An 18,787-nucleotide genomic window follows, 5' to 3' on the forward strand; every position below is an offset into this window, starting at 1 on the left:
GGGGTCTGGTCCTCGCGCGCATCCGCGACAAGACTGGATGCGAGCGAGAGCGTCGAACGCGCTCGCCGATTGGGGGAAGCCATGAAGGCACTGCAGTATCGCGCCGTCGGCCGGGAGCCGGAGGTCGTGGAGCTCGAGACACCGGAGCCCGGGCCGGGCCAGGTGAGGCTGAAGGTGACGGCGGCCGGCGCCTGTCACTCGGATTCGTTCGTGATGAGCCTGCCGGAATCGGCGGCGGAGAACTACCATCTGCCCCTCACTCTCGGACACGAGGGCGCGGGGATCGTCGACAAGCTCGGCGACGGCGTGATCGGCGTGTCCGTCGGAGAGGCCGTTGCGGTCTACGGGCCGTGGGGCTGCGGATACTGCTACACCTGCGCCCAGGGCAAGGAGAACTACTGCGAGAACGCGGCGGCCCTGGGCATCCAGCCCCCAGGGCTCGGCGCACCCGGCGCGATGGCCGAGTACCTCATCGTGGACAACGCGCGTCACCTGGTGCCGCTCGGCGATCTGGATCCGGTGCAGAACGTCGCGCTGACGGACGCCGGCCTGACTCCGTACCACGCGATCAAGGGTGCGCTGGACCGCCTCGCGCCGGGTTCGACAGCTGTGGTGATCGGCGCAGGCGGGCTCGGGCACGTGGCGATCCAGATTCTGCGCGCCATCACGAGCGCGAGGGTGATCGCCCTTGACGTGTCTCAGCAGAAGCTCGACCTGGCACGTGAGGTGGGCGCGCACGAGGTGTTCTCCTCGGATGCCACGGCTGCGGACAACGTGCGTTCCGTTGCCCCGCACGGCGTGGACGCCGTCTTCGACTTCGTGGTCATCCAGCCGACGATCGACCTCGGGCAGGCGATCTTGGGCAGCCAGGGACGCCAGGTGCTCGTCGGAGTCGGGGCGGGATCCGCGAAGGTGGGCCTGGTCAGCGGCAACCCGTACGAGTCCTCGATCATGGCACCGTACTGGGGCAGCCGATCCGAACTGTTCGAGGTGCTCGAACTGGCGAGGAACGGCAGCGTGAAGGTGGAGACCGAGGTCTTCTCCTTCGACGATGCGCCAGAGGCGTATCGACGCCTGCACGACGGAACGCTGCGCGGACGGGCGGTCGTCGTGCCCTGAGCGGTGGTGCCCGCCTGCGCTGTGACCTGTGCCGCTGTGACCCGCTGCGCTGTGACGTGCCTCAGCGGTGAGGCCGAGCATCCCCGTGCGTTGTCGCGTCGGGCTCGGTCGGACGAGCGACGAGACGAAGCGGAGCCGCGAGGTCGGCGACGGCCGCACCGAGGTCGGGGAACGCGGGGGTCTCGAGACTCTCGAGCGGGACGGGCGCGCCCACGAGCATCCGTCGGTACTCGCCGAGGCGTCGCGCGAGCGCGCCCGCCTGGCGCGACTCCGCGGCGCTGAGCAGGTCACGGTGCTCGACGCGTGACGCGACGGCATCCGCCGGCGGAGAGCAGGCCTCGAGGGCGGGGATCACGTCGGCGCGGTGGTCCTCGGTGCGTCGTCGCATCCGGGTCGCGCGCTCCAAGCGCAGTGTCGGACCGAGCTGCTTCAGCCGGGTGATCGCTTCGTCGAGGTCGGCGCGGCGGTGGGGAACGGCGTCCGGTTCGCGGATGCACGCCAGCAGCAGGTCGGTCAATGCGGCGAGTGCGGCAGCCGTTCGCGCGCGCAGCGCGTCGCCGGTGCGCACCGGGAGCACCCACCACGCGACCGCGACCGCGAACGCGCCTGCGACCACGATCGCGGCGAGCCGCACGAGCATCACGGGCCCCGGCTGGGTCCCGGTGAGCTCCTGCAGGATCGAGAGCATGGCGGTCATCGCGGCCGCCCACCAGCCGTAGCCCGCAGGACGCAACCACAGGCCGAGCGCCAGGATGACGGCGATGGTGAGCACCGACATCCCCGCCGCCTGCGGGCTCATCGGGCCGGTCGCGGCCAGCAGCGACAGCACCGCGGCGACCACGGTTCCGGCCGCCGCGCCGATCGTGCGGTGGATGCCCTTGTACACGACGTCGCCCCGCCCGCGGTTTCCGCTCGCGACGAGGTACGCCGTCAGCACGCACCAGAACCAGTGCTCGCCGAAGACGAGGTGCCCGATCAGGAATGCACCGGTCAAGGTGACCGCCAGCTGGATGGCCATCCGCGTGCTGGCGATCGGGCGCATCCGTCCCCTGGCGCCTGCGGCGCCAGGGCGTTCCGAGCCCGCGGATGCGGCTGCGGCCGCCGGTGCTTGGGTGGTTGCCCTTGCGTCCGATGGCATGGCCGAGGCAGACGTCGTGACAGCCGAGCGCGGAGCAGCGGGAGCCCGCGGCGGTCGCGCCCGCCGCGGTGTCACGCCGGTCAGCCGCGCCAGCCACTGCACGAGCAGTGCGACGACGGCGACGAGCAGCGCCACCACAGCGCCCCAGAGCGAGAATCCCGCCCCCGGCTGCACCGGCGCGGGAACGACGAGCACCGCGATGAAGGGCAGAGCGACGAGCGTGCCGATGCGGGACGCCGTCGGGCCGTAGCGCCGCACCCAGATGCCGGCGGACAGCACGACGACGAACACTGCATCGCCCAGCACCGGAACGCCGACCATCAGTCCCGCCACCGCGACGGCGGCGATGCCGACGAGTGGCAGCATGCCGAGCGAGATCCAACGCTGGGCGGCCGTCGCGCCCGCTCGTTCGTCCGTGAAGCTGATCGACAGCATCACGGCCAGCACCACGATCGACGGTCCGATGCCGAGCATCGCGGCAGGGATGCTCGCGAGGGCGCCGCAGATCACCGCCGTCGCGTAGGTGACGGCGGCGGTCCTCAGGCGCAGGAGCCCGGGATCCGCCAGGCTGCGAGCCAGCATCCGCCACACGTTCCGCATGCTCCGGGGTCCTGATCGGTCGTCAGCCTGCGGCGCGGGCGAGGCGGTCGACGGCCTCGGTGAGCACCTCGGGCGAGCATCCGATGTTGAGGCGTACGAATCCCGCTCCCTCACGACCGAACGTCAGACCGCTGTTCACGGCCACCCGTGCGCGTTCGAGGGCGACGGCGGCGGGATCCTCGCCCCAGCCGATGGCCGAGAGGTCGAGCCACGTCAGGTAGCTCGCGCGGGGTTCGCGGTAGCCGACCTGCGGCATCCGCTCCGCCAGCAGCGACGTGAGGAGGCGACGGTTGTGCTCGATCGAGGCGATCACGCCGTCGAGCCAGGCGTCGCCGCGCTCGAACGCGGCGGTGGTCGCCATGCGGCCGAAGAGGCTCGTGCGCACCTCGACCTCCTCGGGAAGTCCCTTGACGAGCGCGGCCATGCGGTCCGAGGCGGTGACGAAGAGGGCGCACTTGAGGCCGGCGAGGTTGAACGCCTTGCTCGCGGAGTGGGCGGCGATGGTGTGCTCGCGAGCGGCATCCGACACCGTCAGGTACGGCACGAACGTGGCGTCGGAGTGCGTGAGCGGGGCGTGGATCTCGTCGCTCAGCACGACCCCGCCGTGCCGCTCGACGACGTCGCTCAGCGCGGTGAGTTCCTCACGGGAATGCACCAGCCCGAGCGGATTGTGCGGGTTGCAGAGCAGAACGGCGCGGGCTCCGGATGCCAGTGCCCGATCGACCGCGTCCAGGTCGATGTGGTAACCCCCATCGTCGGTGCGTGCGAGCGGAGCCTCGGCGACGCGACCTCCCGCCTCCGGGATGAGCTCGAAGAACGGCGGATACACCGGCGGCATGATCACGACGCCGTCGCCCGGCTCGATGAGAGCACGGAGTCCCTCGGCGATCACGACGCTGACATCCGTCGTGGTGCGAACGCGGTCGGCGTCGACGGTCCAGTCCCAGCGACGGCGGGCGAAGGCGGCGAACGCGTTCGCCGTGGCTCCGCCGTCGTCTCCGATGTAACCGGTGTCCGATCGGTCGATCGCCGCGTGCAGCACGGATGCCACGGGCTCGGCGAGCGGGAAGTCCGACTCCGCGACGAACAGCGGGAGAACATCCGGCGGGTACGACGTCCACTTCTCGCTGGTGCGGGTGCGGAGCAACTCGAGCGGCTGGGCGGCGACACGGTCCATGGGTGCCAGCATGCCATCCGCGGATGACGACCCCGACCCTGTCATCACCTTAACTATCGCGGCTGCGCCGCTCATGGGCTCAATCAGCGTGGAGGACGTGAGCAGAGCTCCCGTCCTCCACGCTTCAATCGCCCATAGACTTGCCGGGTGACCATGGAAATCGAGATCGGCCGTGCCAAACGAGCTCGACGCGTCTATGCGTTCGACGATGTCGCCGTGGTGCCCAGCCGCCGCACGCGCGACCCGGAAGACGTCTCGATCTCGTGGACCATCGACGCCTACACGTTCGAGGTGCCGATCGTCGCAGCGCCCATGGACTCCGTCGTCTCGCCTGCCACCGCCATCATGATCGGGCAGCTCGGCGGCCTCGGAGTGCTCGACCTCGAGGGCGTGTGGACCCGCTACGAAGACCCTGAGACCGTGCTCGCCGAGATCCGTTCGCTCCCGCCGGAGCGGGCCACGACGCGCATGCAGCAGATCTACGCGGAGCCGATCAAGGCCGAGCTGATCCGCGATCGGCTCGCCGAGATCCGTGAGGGCGGCGTCACCGTCGCCGGATCCCTGTCACCGCAGCGCACCCAGGAGTTCTACAAGACGGTGGTCGAGGCGGGCGTCGACCTGTTCGTCATCCGCGGCACGACGGTCTCGGCCGAGCACGTCTCCAAGAACCAGCAGCCGCTCAACCTCAAGAAGTTCATCTACGAGCTCGACGTCCCGGTCATCGTCGGCGGCGCAGCGACCTACACCGCGGCCCTGCACCTCATGCGCACCGGCGCGGCCGGCGTGCTCGTGGGATTCGGCGGAGGCGCGGCGTCCACGACCAGGGCGACTCTCGGCATCCACGCTCCCATGGCGACAGCCGTCGCCGACGTCGCGGGCGCTCGCCGCGACTACCTCGACGAGTCGGGCGGACGGTACGTGCACGTGATCGCCGACGGCGGCCTCGGCTCCTCCGGCGACATCGTCAAGGCGATCGCGTGCGGAGCGGATGCCGTCATGCTGGGCACGACGCTGGCTCGCGCCACAGACGCCCCAGGCGGCGGCTGGCACTGGGGTGCGGAATCACACCATCCGCAGCTGCCGCGCGGACACCGCGTCGAGGTGGGCCAGACCGGAACGCTCGAGGAGATCCTCTACGGCCCGGCCCGCGTCGCCGACGGCACAGCGAACCTCGTCGGTGCGCTGCGCCGTTCGATGGCCACCACCGGATACTCGGACCTCAAGGAGTTCCAGCGCGTCGAGGTCGTCGTCGCCCCTTACCAGGGGCACTGATCCGCCGGAGACACCTCCCTTGACGTTTGAGAGCTTCACCGACGCGGCAACGGAGCCTCGTACCAGCATCGAATCGAACAAGCACTGACGTAACAAGCACTGACGTAACAAGCACTGACGTAACAAGCACTGACGCGTAGTCGTCCGCAAGGAGATCTCGTCCATGGCCAGCCGTGAGCCGATCGAACAGTCCGCGAAGCTCGGCCCCGCCCAGCGTGCAGAGGCCATCGCCGCGATGCGCGCCGACGAGCTGGACGTGCTCGTCATCGGCGGCGGGATCGTCGGCACCGGATCCGCTCTCGACGCTGTCACCCGCGGCCTCAGCGTGGGACTCGTCGAGCAGAGGGACTGGGCGTCCGGCACCTCGAGCCGGTCGTCCAAGCTCGTGCACGGCGGCATCCGCTATCTCGAGCAGCTCGACTTCCGACTGGTGCGAGAGGCGCTGATCGAGCGTGGGCTGCTCCTGCAGCAGCTTGCCCCGCACCTCGTGAAGCCCGTGCGTTTCCTGTATCCGCTGAAGCGTCGGGTCATCGAGCGTTTCTACATCGGCAGCGGGATGCTCCTCTACGACCTGTTCAGTTACACCGGTCTGCGCCCGCCAGGGGTGCCGCACCACAGGCACCTCAGCCGCAACCAGGTGCGCAAGCTGTCGCCCTCGCTCGCGACGGATGCCTACATCGGCGGCATCACGTACTACGACGCCCAGGTGGACGACGCCCGGTACACGGCGTCCGTCGCCCGCACGGCAGCGCACTATGGAGCGCACGTCGCCAACCGCGTGCGCGTCGAGGGATTCCTCAAGGTGGGCGAGCGTGTCGTGGGCGTTCGGGCGCGGGATCGCGAGACGGACGAGCTGTTCGAGATCCGCGCGAAGCAGGTCGTGAACGCCACCGGCGTCTGGACGGACGACACCCAGTCCATGGTCGGCGAGCGCGGCAAGTTCAAGGTGCGTGCGTCGAAGGGCATCCACCTCGTCGTGCCGCGGGATCGGTTCCAGTCAGCATCCGGACTGCTACTGCGCACCGAGAAGAGCGTGCTGTTCGTCATCCCGTGGGGCAGGCACTGGCTCATCGGCACGACGGACACCGACTGGAAGCTCGACAAGGCGCATCCGGCAGCCACGGCCGCGGACATCGACTACCTGCTGGGCCACGTGAACGCGGTGCTCGGCGTCCCCCTCACCCGGGAAGACGTCGAGGGCGTCTACGCCGGACTCCGTCCGCTGCTGGCCGGCGAGTCGGACCAGACGTCGAAGCTCTCCCGCGAGCACATCGTGGCGCACGCTGTTCCGGGGCTCGTGGTGATCGCCGGCGGCAAGTGGACGACGTATCGGGTGATGGCGAAGGATGCCATCGACGCGGCCGCGGCCGCTCTCGACGGCAAGGTGCCGGCATCCGCCACCGCAGAAATCCCGCTCGTGGGTGCCGTCGGATACCGCGCCGCGTGGAACCGCAGGGCACGGATCGCGCGCAAGGCCGGCGTGCACGTCACTCGCGTCGAGCACCTGCTGAACCGGTACGGAACGCTCGCGCAGGAGGTGCTGGACCTCATCGTCAGCCGCCCGGAGCTCGCGGAGCCGTTGCCAGGCGCCGACGACTACGTGGCGGCCGAGGTCGTGTACGCGGCGTCGCACGAGGGCGCGCTGCACGTGGACGACGTTCTGGCCAGGCGCACCCGCATCTCGATCGAGGCGTGGGATCGCGGCGTCTCCGCCGCTCCCGTCGCCGCGCGCCTGATGGGCGAGGAGCTCGGCTGGGACGAGGAGCGCATCGAGCGTGAGGTCGCGTACTACCTGCGACGTGTCGCCGCCGAGCGAGCGTCGCAGGAGCAGCCGGACGACGCCTCAGCCGACCGCGTCCGCCTAGAGGCTCCCGACCTGGGGTGAGCAGCGTCGCGTTCACCCAGGGCGGAGGCCCGCCGGGCGGCGGGTCGCGGAGCGCTGACTAGACTGGAATGACGCAGATGCACGGGAGTCCACACGATGGTTGACGTTCGACGGGTGAAGCTTCCCGGGGTCGGTGTGCTGCACACATTCATCACGGACGACGGCGGCAAAGTCGGCGTGATAGCTCACCGCTCCGGGCATTCAGACCTTATCACGTTCTCCGACAACGAAGACACGGCCAATGTGACGAAGGTGTCTCTTCGTCTCAACGAGGACGAGGCGCACACCCTCGCCGAGCTGCTCGGTGGAACGCAGATCACGGAGTCGCTGACGGCGCTGGATCAGATCCCGGGGCTCTCGATCGACTGGTTCACCGTGGACTACGAGGACTACATCGCCGGCCAGCGCCTCGGCTCACCGGCGGAGGTCGGCATGGTCGGCCTCACCGTCGTGGCCGTGGTGCGCGGCGACTCGACCAACCCGGCACCCGCCGCCGACTTCAAGGTCTTCCCCGGCGACACTCTGGTCGTCGCGGGATCTCCCGAGAAGGTCGCCAAGGCGTTCACGTACTTCCGCACCGGAGAGGTGGCCAAGCCAGCCCTCGCCGACGCTCCGCCCGGAGTGTGACGTGACCGTCGCCGTCGTGCCCGCTTTCCTTTCCGCCCCCGGCGACGACATCGCCGCTCGACTCACTGCGCCGCACGCGGCTGTGGCCGCCGCATCTCACGCGACGGACTCCGTCGCCACCGACCTCATGGTGCTGGGCGCACTCTTCGTGATCGCCTATGTGCTCGGCCGTCTCGGCAAGCTCATCGGGCTGCCCGCCATCCCGATCTACATGGTCGTCGGTCTGCTCGCGAGCCCGAACACCGGCTTCTTCCCGCTGAACTTCAACTCGGGTGACATCGGCCTGATCGCCGTGTTCGGCCTGATCCTGCTGCTGTTCAACCTCGGCCTCGAGTTCGATCAGGACGAGTTCTTCGGCAACGCGGGCCGACTGCTCATCTCCGGCGGCACGTACATCGTGCTCAACATGGGCATCGGCTTCCTGTTCGGCGAGTTCGTCGGCTGGGGCACCCGCGAAGCGCTCATCATCGCCGGCATGGTTGGCACCTCGTCGAGTGCCATCATCACCAAGATGCTCATCGAGCTCGGACGTCTCGCGAACAACGAGACCCCGGCCATCCTCGGCGCCACCGTGATCGGTGACGTCTTCATCGCCGTCTACCTCGCGATCGTCTCGGTCGTGCTCAGCGGCCAGACGGAGTTCTGGCCGGTGGTGCTGCAACTGGGGATCGCCGCAGCATTCCTCGTCGTCATGTTCACGGTGGCCAGATACGGAGGGCGATTCCTCTCGCGGTTCTTCCGCACTCGTGACGACGAGCTGTTCACCATTCTGTTCTTCGGCCTGGCAGTGCTCTTCGCCGGCATCGGCGAGCTCATCGGAGTGACGGATGCCATCGGCGCGTTCCTCATCGGCCTCGTGCTGGGTGCGACCCGCTTCTCCGGCAAGATCGAGCGCATCTCGATACCGCTGCGCGACGTGTTCGCGGCGTTCTTCTTCCTGAACTTCGGACTCGCCCTGAACATCGCGGAGTTCGGCAGCGTGGCGTGGATCGTGGTGATCGCCATCCTGCTCACGGTGGTGCTCAACGTGGTCTCCGGACAGCTGATCGCGCTCTTCAACCGGCTCGATGCCCGAGACGGCGTCAACATCGCCGCGGTGCTGATGAACCGCGGCGAGTTCACGCTGATCCTCGCGACGCTCTCGCTCGCGGCCGGTCTCAACGAGAAGCTGGAACCGTTCGCCGGTCTCTACGTGCTCATCATGGCCATCCTCGGACCGGTGCTCACAGCCAACTCTGAGAGGATCGGTGCTGCACTCATCAAGCCGCGTCGACGCGCGGTGACGAAGGAGCGCAACCCCGTTCTCGACGAAGAGGCCGCGCTCGTCGACGCGGTGACCAGCGGTCAACTCGACGACGAGGGCGGCGAGTCCGACGGCGGGGATGCCGATGGCACAGACGTGCGCACTGGCGAACCCAGCAAGGCGACGATCGACCGTATCGTCGAACAGGCGATGCGTCAGACGGACGCCGATGACAGACGAAAGCAGAACTGACATCTCCGGCAACAACCCCCCAGCGGCGAGACCCGCGCCGCCGAGGATCGAGTCCCTGCCGCGCACCATGGTGCGGCCCAAGTGGGTGGCAGCGCTCCTGCTGGCCCTCGTCATCGCCGGCGCGTTCGCGTGGCTCGGCCAATGGCAGCTGGAACGCGCGGTGGAGTCGGGTCACGTGGTGGAGCATCCGACCGAGACGGTCAAGCCGCTGAACGAGATCGCCACCGTGAACTCGCCGCCCACGACGGCAGGCGTCGGACAGCTCGTGACGGCACGCGGCACGTTCGCGGCGACGGACTACGGAATGCTCACCGGCCGCCTCAACGACGGCGCGGCGGGCTACTGGGTGATCGCCAGGTTCACACCGACAGCGGATGACGCGCACGGCAAGACCGCGCAGCTCGCGGTCGCCCGTGGCTGGGCGCCGACGGAGCAGAAGGCGAAGGCCGCGATCGCGCAGCTGCGCGACCAGCCGACGACGACCGTCATGCTCACCGGTCGGCTGCTGCCGTCCGAAGCGCCGGAGGCGCCGAAGGAGAACACCGACCCCTTCGTCATGAAGGACATGGCGGTGGCGGCCCTGGTGAACACGTGGCACGGCATCGGCGACTCCGACATCTACAGCTCCTACCTCGTGGAGCACGGCACGCCGCCCGCCGGACTGACCGCGATCTACTCGCCGCCGCCCGTCGAGCAGGCCACCGTCAACTGGTTGAACATCTTCTACGCGGCCGAGTGGGCCATCTTCGCCGGCTTCGCGATCTTCCTCTGGTACCGCGTCGTGAAGGATGCCTGGGAGAAGCAGCGCGAAGACGCCGAGACCGCCTATGAGGCGGAGCTGGCCGCGTGGCGTGGCGACCCGGTGGGCGAGCCGGCCACCAGCAGAACCGACACCGAGCAGAACTAAACTGGATCCCATGCCGAACCCCCCTCAGAACACGGACGGCGGCAGCCTGCTCCACCGCACCATCGAGCAGTTGCGCTCGGCGAACTCGGCCCGTCCCCGGGCGGTCGACATCCCGAAGATCCCCGGCGCGCTGACGTTCTACCGAGTCACCGCGTACATCACCGGTGTCATGCTGCTGCTCCTCGTCGCGGAGATGATCCTGAAGTACGGCGTCGGGTACTCCGTGTATGCCTTTGCACCAGGCAAGCCGGCCATCGCCCTCGTCGCCTACGACCCGGCGAACACGGGGCAGGCGGGCTTCGACGTGTCGACGGCCATCTTGATCGCGCACGGATGGCTGTACGTGCTCTACCTGATCGCCGACTTCAGGCTGTGGTCGCTCATGCGCATGTCGTTCACGAAGTTCGTGCAGATCGCGCTGGGCGGCGTCGTGCCGTTCATGTCGTTCATCGTCGAGCACTTCATCACCAAGCAGGTGAAGCGTTTCCTCGCCGAGAATCCCGTCCCGTCGGCATCCGAGCCCAAGGTGGAGGCATCCCATTAACGTGAACACAGCCGTGAACACGGCCGAGAACGCAGCCGAGAATGCAGCCCTGAACGCAGCCGGGAACGCGGGCGAGCATCCGGTTCTCGTGGTCGACTTCGGGGCGCAGTATGCGCAGCTGATCGCTCGGCGGGTGCGCGAGGCGTCCGTGTACTCCGAGATCGTGCCGCACACCATCACGGCGGCCGAGGTCGAGGCGAAGCAGCCTGCCGGCATCGTGCTCTCCGGCGGGCCGTCGAGCGTGTACGAAGAGGGCGCTCCGAGCTTCGACCCGGCGATCTTCGAGCTCGGCGTGCCGACGCTCGGCATCTGCTACGGGTTCCAGGTGATGGCGACGGCACTCGGCGGCGAGGTGTCGAAGACCGGAGCACGCGAGTACGGATCCACCGACGTGCGCGTCACGGACGCCGGAACGCTGCTCGACGGCCAACCGGCCGACCAGACGGCGTGGATGAGCCACGGCGACTCCGTGACGAAGGCGCCGGACGGATTCGAGGTGCTCGCGTCGACGGACTCCACGCCCGTCGCCGCGTTCGCGAACGACGAGCGTCGTCTGTACGGCGTGCAGTGGCATCCGGAGGTCAAGCACTCCGCGTACGGACAGGCCGTGCTGGAGAACTTCCTGCACCGGGCGGCGGGTATCCCTGCCGACTGGAACAGCGAGAACGTCATCGAGCAGCAGGTTGCAGCGATCCGCGCGCAGGTCGGAACGGGACGCGTCATCTGCGGTCTCTCCGGCGGTGTCGACTCCGCCGTCGCGGCCGCGCTCGTGCACAAGGCCGTCGGCGACCAGCTCACGTGCGTGTTCGTCGACCACGGCCTGCTGCGCCAGGACGAACGTGAGCAGGTCGAGACGGATTACGTCGCTTCGACCGGCGTGCGCCTCGTCACCATCGATGCGTCGGATGTCTTCCTCGACGCTCTGGCCGGCGTGACGGATCCCGAGGAGAAGCGCAAGATCATCGGCCGCGAGTTCATCCGAACCTTCGAGCGAGCCCAGGCGGAACTCGCCGCCGAGGCAGCCGAGTCCGGCGACCCGATCAAGTTCCTCGTGCAGGGCACGCTCTATCCGGATGTCGTGGAGTCCGGCGGCGGAACCGGAACCGCGAACATCAAGAGCCACCACAATGTTGGCGGGCTTCCCGAGGACCTGCAGTTCGAGCTCGTCGAGCCGCTGCGCACCCTGTTCAAGGACGAGGTGCGCGCGGTCGGCCGCGAGCTGGGCCTGCCGGAGGTGATCGTCTCCCGTCAGCCGTTCCCTGGGCCCGGGCTGGGCATCCGCATCATCGGCGAGGTGACGCGCGATCGGCTCGAACTGCTGCGCAAAGCGGATGCCATCGCCCGCCGCGAGCTGACCGCCGCCGGCCTCGACGGCGAGATCTGGCAGTGCCCGGTCGTCCTGCTCGCGGACGTGCGCTCGGTGGGCGTGCAGGGCGACGGACGCACGTACGGGCATCCGATCGTGCTGCGTCCCGTCTCGAGTGAGGACGCGATGACCGCGGACTGGACCCGCCTGCCGTACGAGGTGCTCGCGCGCATCTCGAACCGGATCACCAACGAGGTGGAGGGTGTGAACCGGGTGGTCCTCGACGTGACGTCGAAGCCCCCGGCCACCATCGAGTGGGAGTGATCAAGGCGGCCGTCGCCGCGAGCCACCCCATAAGTAGCGAGCCACCCCCGAATCGACACGAATTCGGGGGTGGCTCGGCAACAAGAGGGTTGCTCGCCGAGGCCTGGGTCAGCCGACCTCGGTCAGCCGGCCGTCGGCATCCAGCTCCAGCGTGAGATCGAGCCCCAGCTGCCCGAGGAACGCGTCGTCGTGGCTCACGACGACAACGGCGCCCCGGTAGGCGCGCAGCGCATCCACCAGCTGCCCGACCGTGTCGAGGTCGAGGTTGTTCGTCGGCTCGTCGAGGATCACCAGGTGCGGCGCGGGATCCGCGAGCAGCAGCGTGGCCAATGCCACGCGGAAGCGCTCCCCGCCGGAAAGGGCGCCGACCGGCCGGTCCATGGCCGTGCCGCGGATGAGGAACCTGGCGAGTTGATTGCGCAACTCCTTCTCCGGCACGTGCGGTGCGGCCGCCGCGACGTTCTCCACGACGGATGCCGCGTCATCCAGTCCGTCCACCCGCTGCGACAGGTAGCCGATCCGGTCGGTATGGGCGTGGGCGCGCAGGTCCGGATGCAGGTCGAAGAGCTCCGTGTCCGGATGCTCCGGGATCAGCTTCCGCAGCAGCGTCGTCTTGCCGACGCCGTTGCGACCGATCAGTGCGACCCGTTCCGGACCCTGGATCGCCCACGACCGGGAGACATCCTCGAGTGTCGCGATCCGCCTGGCGGACGACAGCCCGGGATCCGGCAGTGCGATCTTCATCGACGCGTCGTCACGTACCCGATGGCCGGCAGCGTCGAGGGCCTGCCTCGCCGTCTCCTCCTTCCCGGCGACCTCGGTGCGGAGCTTGCCGGCGGAGACCTCCGCCCCCATCCGGCGGCCGTGCGCGACGATCTTCGGCACCCTCTTCTCGACCTCGGCCTTCTTCGCCATGCGCGCCCTGGTGGCGAGCTTCGTCTCGGCCTCGATGCGCTGCCGCTTCTCCTTCTTGAAGACCTGCTTGGCATCCTTCTCGGCCTGTCGCGCGGCATCCTGCTCGGCGTCCAGCCAGGCACGCCACTCGGAGTACGGACCGCCGAACACGCTCAGCGCGCTGCCGTACAGCTCGGCGGTGTCGTCCATGAGTTCGAGCAGCGAGACGTCGTGGCTGACGACGATCAGCGTCCCGCGCCATCCGCGCACCATCTCGCCCAGCCGCGCACGCGCGTCCCGATCGAGGTTGTTGGTCGGCTCGTCGAGCAGGGTGATCGGTGCGCGACGAAGACGGATGCCCGCCACGGCGACCAGCACGGCCTCGCCTCCTGAGAGCTCGCCGACGGTGCGGTCGAGGAACGACGGATCCAGTCCGGCGTCCGCGAGCGCGACCTGCGCGCGCGCCTCGACGTCCCAGTCTTCGCCGACCGCGTCGAAGTGCGCGGGGTCGACGTCGCCGGCGGTGATCGCCCGCACGGCGTCGAGCTGCTCGGCGACGCCGAGGAGTGCGGCGACCCTGGCATCCGTGTCGAGCGTGAGCTGCTGCGGAAGGTAGGCGACGTCGCCGGTGGCGGAGACGGAACCTGAGGTGGGGATCAGTTCGCCGGCGATGAGGCGCAGAAGCGTCGACTTGCCGGAGCCGTTGCGGCCGACCAGGCCGGTGCGTCCGATGCCGAAGGCGCCGGAGACCGAGTCCAGGGCGACGGATCCGTCGGGCCAGGCGAAGGTGAGACGGTCGAGCACGACCGATGAGCTAAGTGGTGTTGACATGAGCGACTCCCGAGGATGTTGGGGGTGCGCTGAACAACGAGGTCGTCGACAGTGTCGGAGGACCGGTGCCGGAGCCGGAGGCAGAAGCCAGGTGCAGAGGCTAGATGCGGAAGCACTGCGTGCTCGGAGCCTGGTGAGGCGCGGCGGGAAGGATCGTCGGATCAGCGCGTGGACAGAGCGCGAAGGCGACGATTCAGATCAAGGGACTTCCCAACACGGCGGACAGGACTCATCGAGGTTATCGACCGGACGCGATTCGTGCAACCCGGGCGTGTCGCGTTCGCCGTGCGAAGCGGGTCAGTTCCTGGCGCCGCCTGCGATGATGGCGAACAGCCGCAGGAACTCGACGTAGAGCCAGATCAGCGTGACGGCGAGGCCGAACGCGCCGTACCAGCCCATGACGCGCGGGGCGCGGTTCTTCACGCCGTTCTGGATGAAGTCGAAGTCGAGCACGAGCGAGTAGGCCGCCAGCAGCACGGCCACGATGCCGATGATGACGCCGAGCGGGATGCCGAACAGCCACGGGATGGGCATCGACAGCGCGCCGAACGCTCCACCGCTGCCTGCCCCGAAACCGCCGAAGGCCATGATGACCAGGTTGATGACGCTGAACAGCAGGTAGCCGATCATCGCGACGAGGAAGACCTTCGTGGCCCGAGCGGATGCGCGCACCTTGCCGTTCGCGAACAGGATGAGCGTCACCGCGAAGACCGCCAGCGTGGCCAGCACAGCCTGGATGACGACACCGTTCCAGAGACTCTCGAACACGGCGGAGATGCCGCCGATGAAGAGGCCCTGCGCTGCACCGTACGTGAGGATCAGGGCTGGCGACGGCTTGCGCTTGAACGAGTTGACCAGGCCGAGCACGAAGCCGACGATCGCGCCGGGCAGCGTGAGGACCGGGAAGAACCAGCCGACGACGGCGGCCGCGAGGATGACGGCGAACAACAGCACCGTCTTCACGATGGTGTCTTCGTACGTCATACGGCCGGTGTCGGCCGAGGTGGCGGCCGGTGCCTCGTACAGCGACTGGATGCCCTCTGCCGTGGCGAGAGCATCCGTCTCGGTGGCCACGGCTGCGCCGGGCACGGGGTTGTTCGGCTTGAACGCCGGATTGCGCGAGAACGCGGGGTTGGAGAGGGCCATGAACCAACGTTACCGGGTGAGCGCCCGTCGGGGGCTGGGCTTCCGCTGGGGAATGGGGCGCCGCGGTGCGCCGGCCGCGAACACCCGCTGCGCAGCGGAGCGGATGTCGCACGTGAGGCACCGCAGCTGAACGATGTCGCAGCGTCAGTGGCGCACACGTTGGCAGGTGTTCATGACCGTGGCGGCCGCCGTGACTATGATCTCCGGCATGTCCGCCGCGCGTTCGCCCCTGATCATCGGCCATCGGGGGGCGCCCGGATACCGTCCGGAGCACACCAGAGCGTCGTATGAGCTGGCGTTCGCGCTCGGTGCCGACGCGGTGGAGCCCGACGTCGTCGCGACGAAGGACGGCGTGCTCGTGCTGCGCCACGAGAACGAGATCTCCTCAACGACGGATGTCGCGTCCCGCAGCGAATTCGCACACCTGCGAACGACGAAGACGGTGGACGGCATCCGTCGCACCGGATGGTTCACCGAGGACTTCACGTGGACGCAGCTCTCCACGCTGCGGGCCGTTGAGCGACTTCCGGATCTGCGCCAGGCGAGCTCGAGCTTCGACCGTCAGTATCCGGTGATGCGGCTGTCGCAGCTGTTCGACCTCGTCGATCGCGAATCGGAGCGCGCGGGACGCACCCTCGGGCTCGTCGTCGAGCTCAAGCACGCGACGTACTTCGACAGGCTCGGCCTGCCGCTCGACGAACTGTTCGCTGCGGCTGTGCGGGATTCCGGCTGGCGCGACGAGCAGAGCCGGCTCGTCGTGGAGTCCTTCGAGCGCACCGTGCTGGAGCGCGTCCGGGCTCGCTCGGTGCGGGCGAAGACGGTGTACCTCATCGAGGCGACCGGGGCACCGTACGACGCCGTGGAACGGGACGGCGCATCGGCCAGGACCTACGCGCAGGAGATCGACGGCGCCGGCCTGTACGCGCTGGCCACGGGCACCGGTGCCGCCGCCATCGACGGCATCAGCGTGAGCAAGACGCTGCTGTTGGATGCCGCGGGCGACGGCACGACCGATCTCGTCGACCGCGCGCACGGCGTCGGCCTGGGGATCTACACGTGGACGCTGCGTCCAGAGAACCGGTTCCTGTCCAAGCGATTCCGCCGCGGGGGCGCTGCCGAGCATTTCGGCGACTGGCAGCGCGAGTTCGAGGTCGTCATGTCGACAGGCGTGGACGGCGTGTTCGCCGACCATCCGGACCTCGCGGTGGTCGTGCGCGACTCGTTGTAGGGGGCCTCAACCAGCGGACGTCTCCCGCGACGCGGCGATGTCCTGGCGGTGTTCGACGGCCCAGTCGGCGAGGGCGGACAACGGCGTGAGCAGTGACCTGCCGAGCGGCGTGAGGCTGTACTCGACACTGGGCGGGTTGGTGGGGAAGACGTCGCGGTGCACCAGACCGTCCGTCTCCAGACCGCGCAGCGTGCGGGTGAGCATCCGCTGGCTGATGGTCTCGATCCCGCGGTGGAGCTCGTTGAATCGGTACGGCCGCTTGCCCAGCAGCACGATGACCAGCACCGTCCACTTGTCCCCGATGCGGCGCAGCACATCGGTCACGGGGCATTGCTCGTATTCGTCGGCGGGCACCGGATGCGGCAGGTCGGCCTCCACCATCGAGGGAACAGCGGTGTTCGTATCGGGCACGAAACTGCCTCCTTTCGCGGCCGAGGGCAGTTACCGATGATGGTAGTGCTTACAAAGAGTTACTACCTGGAGGTCCGTCATGGCCGATTCGCCGAGCCATCCGCTCGATCCGTCCGCTCGTTCCCGCGTCATCGTCGTCAGCGGCGGCACGGACGGCATGGGGCGAGCCCTCGCGCTCGCCCGCCTTCGACGCGGCGACAGCGTGGTCGTGCTCGGATCCAGTCCCGAAAAGGCGCAGCGAGTCGAAACAGACGCGGCAGAGTTCGGGGCAGGCGATCGGCTGCACACGGTTGTCGTCGACCTCTCCAGCGTGAGGGCGACCAAGGACGCCATCGACCAGATCACGGCGCACCATGACCGGATCGATGCGCTGGCCCTGTTCGCGAACCGACAGGCGCCGAAACGGACGGTCACGACCGAGGGACTCGAGCAGACGTTCGCGCTGTACTACCTCAGCCGGTACCTGCTCGGTCACGGTCTGTCGCCGCAGTTGGAGCGCAGCGAGTCGCCCGTCGTCGTGAACGTCGCGGGGGTGGGGATGACGAGGGGAGAGATCCACTGGGATGACCTGCAGCTCGAGCACGGCTACGGCATGGCCACGGCCCAGCTCCAGGCGGGGCGCGCCAATGATCTTCTCGGCGTCGCGCTCGCGGACCGACCGGGCACCGGCATCCGCTCCGTGCTCTACCACCCCGGCTTCACCAGGAGCGGCGACCTCAGTCCTCTTCCGGTCGTGCTGCGGGCATCGATCCGGATGCTGGCACGCGTGTCCGCTCGTCCTATCGCTGACTCCATCGCGCCCATCCACCGCTTCATCGACGACCCGCCGGCCGCGCCTCTGACGGCGGTGGATCGGGGCAGACCCGTGCCGCTCGATCTCGAGACGCTGGATCCGTCGAACGCCAGACGACTGGCGGATGTCACGCGCGACCTGCTGCGCAGCCTGCCGGTCGGGTCGATGGCCGGGTAGGCCGGACCGGCGGGGTGCCGCGCTGCCGCGATGAGTCGAGGCAGGCGCTCGGACGACCAGGCGCTCGGACGACCAGGCGCTCGGACGACCAGGCGCTCACGCGATCGCGCTCAGGCGATCGGGTGTCAGACTCCTTGCCCGGCCGCGGCCGACGCGGCGCCCGCGATCGCCTCGGCCGTCTCCTCCGGCTTCGACCACATCGGCCAGTGGCCGGTGATGACGTCGACGAGGTCGACGGAGCCGTACCGAGCCAGTTCCGCGAACCAAGGATGCCCGGCCGCGATGAGCTGTCGCACCTGCTCGGCAGGGAATGACGAGCACACCAGAGTGACAGGGATCGCGTGGCGGCGCTCGTCGTGCAGGCGCAGCGCTTCGCGCATCGGACCGGCCGGTTGCGGTACCGCCCGTTCGCGGAACCGGAGGAGCGTCGCCTCGTCCAGCCCGTCGATGCTCGACCCGGCTGCGGTGAGCTCATCCCACGACGGCAGCGCCACTTCGGCGATGTCCTCGGCGAGATCCGGAGCATTGACCGTGCCGTCGTACGACGGTCCGCTGTCCACGAACACCAGCGCGGCGACCGCGGCGGGCAGCCGATCGGCGACGCCGGTCACGATCTCACCCGCACCGCTGTGGCCGACCAGGACGACGGGGGAGCCCGCCGAGCGCACGACGTCGGTGACGGCATCCAGCTGATCGGCGAGGGTGATGGCGGCCCGGGGTGTGTCCGTGGACTCGAGGCCGGGCAGCGTCACCTGGGTCACGGGAAAGCCGCGGTCGCGCAGGCGGGCGGCGACGGCATCCCACGCCCAACCGCCGAGCCAGAACCCGGGAACCAGCACGATCGTCGGTGATTCGCTCATGGAGACAGAATGCCGCGGGCCTCCGACATCGGCAGCCGTGCTCAGCCGTGACG

The 18,787-nt window shown here is 68.8% G+C and carries 16 protein-coding genes; 10 read left to right on the plus strand and 6 right to left on the minus strand.

Translation table 11 applies throughout. The features are described 5' to 3' along the window. Window positions 1-81 precede the first annotated feature (81 nt). Window positions 82-1,119: an NAD(P)-dependent alcohol dehydrogenase gene (locus ACX9R5_RS07175; RefSeq protein ID WP_459408299.1), complete on the plus strand. Its 1,038-nt coding sequence runs from the start codon at window positions 82-84 to the stop codon at window positions 1,117-1,119. A 61-nt stretch (window positions 1,120-1,180) separates the two neighbouring features. Here ACX9R5_RS07175 and ACX9R5_RS07180 read toward each other — a convergent pair whose 3' ends face one another. Both ACX9R5_RS07180 and ACX9R5_RS07185 read right to left on the minus strand, forming a co-directional pair. Continuing rightward, complete coding sequence (locus ACX9R5_RS07180) at window positions 1,181-2,857, minus strand: FUSC family protein (RefSeq protein ID WP_459408300.1); 1,677 nt, start codon at window positions 2,855-2,857, stop codon at window positions 1,181-1,183. Window positions 2,858-2,879: 22 nt separating this feature from the next. Next, window positions 2,880-4,109, minus strand: coding sequence for a MalY/PatB family protein (locus ACX9R5_RS07185; protein ID WP_459408301.1), 1,230 nt, complete (start codon window positions 4,107-4,109; stop codon window positions 2,880-2,882). Between the two features lie 78 nt (window positions 4,110-4,187). Here ACX9R5_RS07185 and ACX9R5_RS07190 point away from each other — a divergent pair, with 78 nt between their 5' ends. From ACX9R5_RS07190 to guaA, 7 genes are all read left to right on the plus strand, one after another. Then, the gene (locus ACX9R5_RS07190; RefSeq protein WP_459409048.1) at window positions 4,188-5,306 is read left to right on the plus strand and encodes a GuaB3 family IMP dehydrogenase-related protein; all 1,119 of its coding nucleotides are present in this window, start codon (window positions 4,188-4,190) and stop codon (window positions 5,304-5,306) included. Window positions 5,307-5,469: 163 nt separating this feature from the next. Further along, window positions 5,470-7,191 carry a glycerol-3-phosphate dehydrogenase/oxidase gene (locus tag ACX9R5_RS07195; RefSeq protein WP_459408302.1) on the plus strand — a complete coding sequence of 574 codons (1,722 nt, stop codon included), beginning with the start codon at window positions 5,470-5,472 and terminating at the stop codon, window positions 7,189-7,191. A 96-nt stretch (window positions 7,192-7,287) separates the two neighbouring features. After that, entirely contained in the window at window positions 7,288-7,818 is a 531-nt protein-coding gene (locus tag ACX9R5_RS07200; RefSeq protein WP_170024891.1) for a cation:proton antiporter regulatory subunit, read from the plus strand. Between the two features lies 1 nt (window position 7,819). Next, on the plus strand, window positions 7,820-9,313 hold the full coding sequence (locus ACX9R5_RS07205) for a cation:proton antiporter (RefSeq protein ID WP_459408303.1): 1,494 nt from the start codon (window positions 7,820-7,822) through the stop codon (window positions 9,311-9,313). 67 nt (window positions 9,314-9,380) lie between these two features. Continuing rightward, entirely contained in the window at window positions 9,381-10,220 is an 840-nt protein-coding gene (locus tag ACX9R5_RS07210; protein ID WP_459408304.1) for an SURF1 family protein, read from the plus strand. 10 nt (window positions 10,221-10,230) lie between these two features. Beyond that, a complete protein-coding gene (locus ACX9R5_RS07215) occupies window positions 10,231-10,764 on the plus strand; it encodes a DUF3817 domain-containing protein (RefSeq protein ID WP_459408305.1) in 534 nt (177 codons plus the stop codon). Window positions 10,765-10,813: 49 nt separating this feature from the next. Further along, window positions 10,814-12,394 (plus strand): glutamine-hydrolyzing GMP synthase, encoded by a 1,581-nt coding sequence (gene guaA, locus ACX9R5_RS07220; RefSeq protein WP_459409049.1) that lies wholly within the window; start codon window positions 10,814-10,816, stop codon window positions 12,392-12,394. A 108-nt stretch (window positions 12,395-12,502) separates the two neighbouring features. On the opposite strand, the gene ACX9R5_RS07225 is transcribed toward guaA, so the two are convergent. Continuing rightward, window positions 12,503-14,119 carry an ABC-F family ATP-binding cassette domain-containing protein gene (locus ACX9R5_RS07225; RefSeq protein WP_459408306.1) on the minus strand — a complete coding sequence of 539 codons (1,617 nt, stop codon included), beginning with the start codon at window positions 14,117-14,119 and terminating at the stop codon, window positions 12,503-12,505. A 297-nt stretch (window positions 14,120-14,416) separates the two neighbouring features. Beyond that, window positions 14,417-15,265 carry a Bax inhibitor-1/YccA family protein gene (locus ACX9R5_RS07230; RefSeq protein WP_459408307.1) on the minus strand — a complete coding sequence of 283 codons (849 nt, stop codon included), beginning with the start codon at window positions 15,263-15,265 and terminating at the stop codon, window positions 14,417-14,419. 208 nt (window positions 15,266-15,473) lie between these two features. Here ACX9R5_RS07230 and ACX9R5_RS07235 point away from each other — a divergent pair, with 208 nt between their 5' ends. Next, window positions 15,474-16,493, plus strand: a complete 1,020-nt coding sequence (locus tag ACX9R5_RS07235; RefSeq protein ID WP_459408308.1) for a glycerophosphodiester phosphodiesterase family protein — start codon at window positions 15,474-15,476, stop codon at window positions 16,491-16,493. A 6-nt stretch (window positions 16,494-16,499) separates the two neighbouring features. Here the strand turns inward: ACX9R5_RS07235 and ACX9R5_RS07240 are convergent, their stop codons facing one another. Next, window positions 16,500-16,904: a winged helix-turn-helix transcriptional regulator gene (locus ACX9R5_RS07240; protein WP_459408309.1), complete on the minus strand. Its 405-nt coding sequence runs from the start codon at window positions 16,902-16,904 to the stop codon at window positions 16,500-16,502. Between the two features lie 79 nt (window positions 16,905-16,983). Here ACX9R5_RS07240 and ACX9R5_RS07245 point away from each other — a divergent pair, with 79 nt between their 5' ends. Beyond that, a complete protein-coding gene (locus ACX9R5_RS07245) occupies window positions 16,984-17,874 on the plus strand; it encodes an SDR family NAD(P)-dependent oxidoreductase (RefSeq protein ID WP_459408310.1) in 891 nt (296 codons plus the stop codon). A 125-nt stretch (window positions 17,875-17,999) separates the two neighbouring features. Here ACX9R5_RS07245 and ACX9R5_RS07250 read toward each other — a convergent pair whose 3' ends face one another. Further along, window positions 18,000-18,734 carry an alpha/beta fold hydrolase gene (locus ACX9R5_RS07250; RefSeq protein WP_459408311.1) on the minus strand — a complete coding sequence of 245 codons (735 nt, stop codon included), beginning with the start codon at window positions 18,732-18,734 and terminating at the stop codon, window positions 18,000-18,002. Window positions 18,735-18,787: the final 53 nt, after the last annotated feature.

This window comes from Rathayibacter sp. CAU 1779, assembly GCF_054551755.1.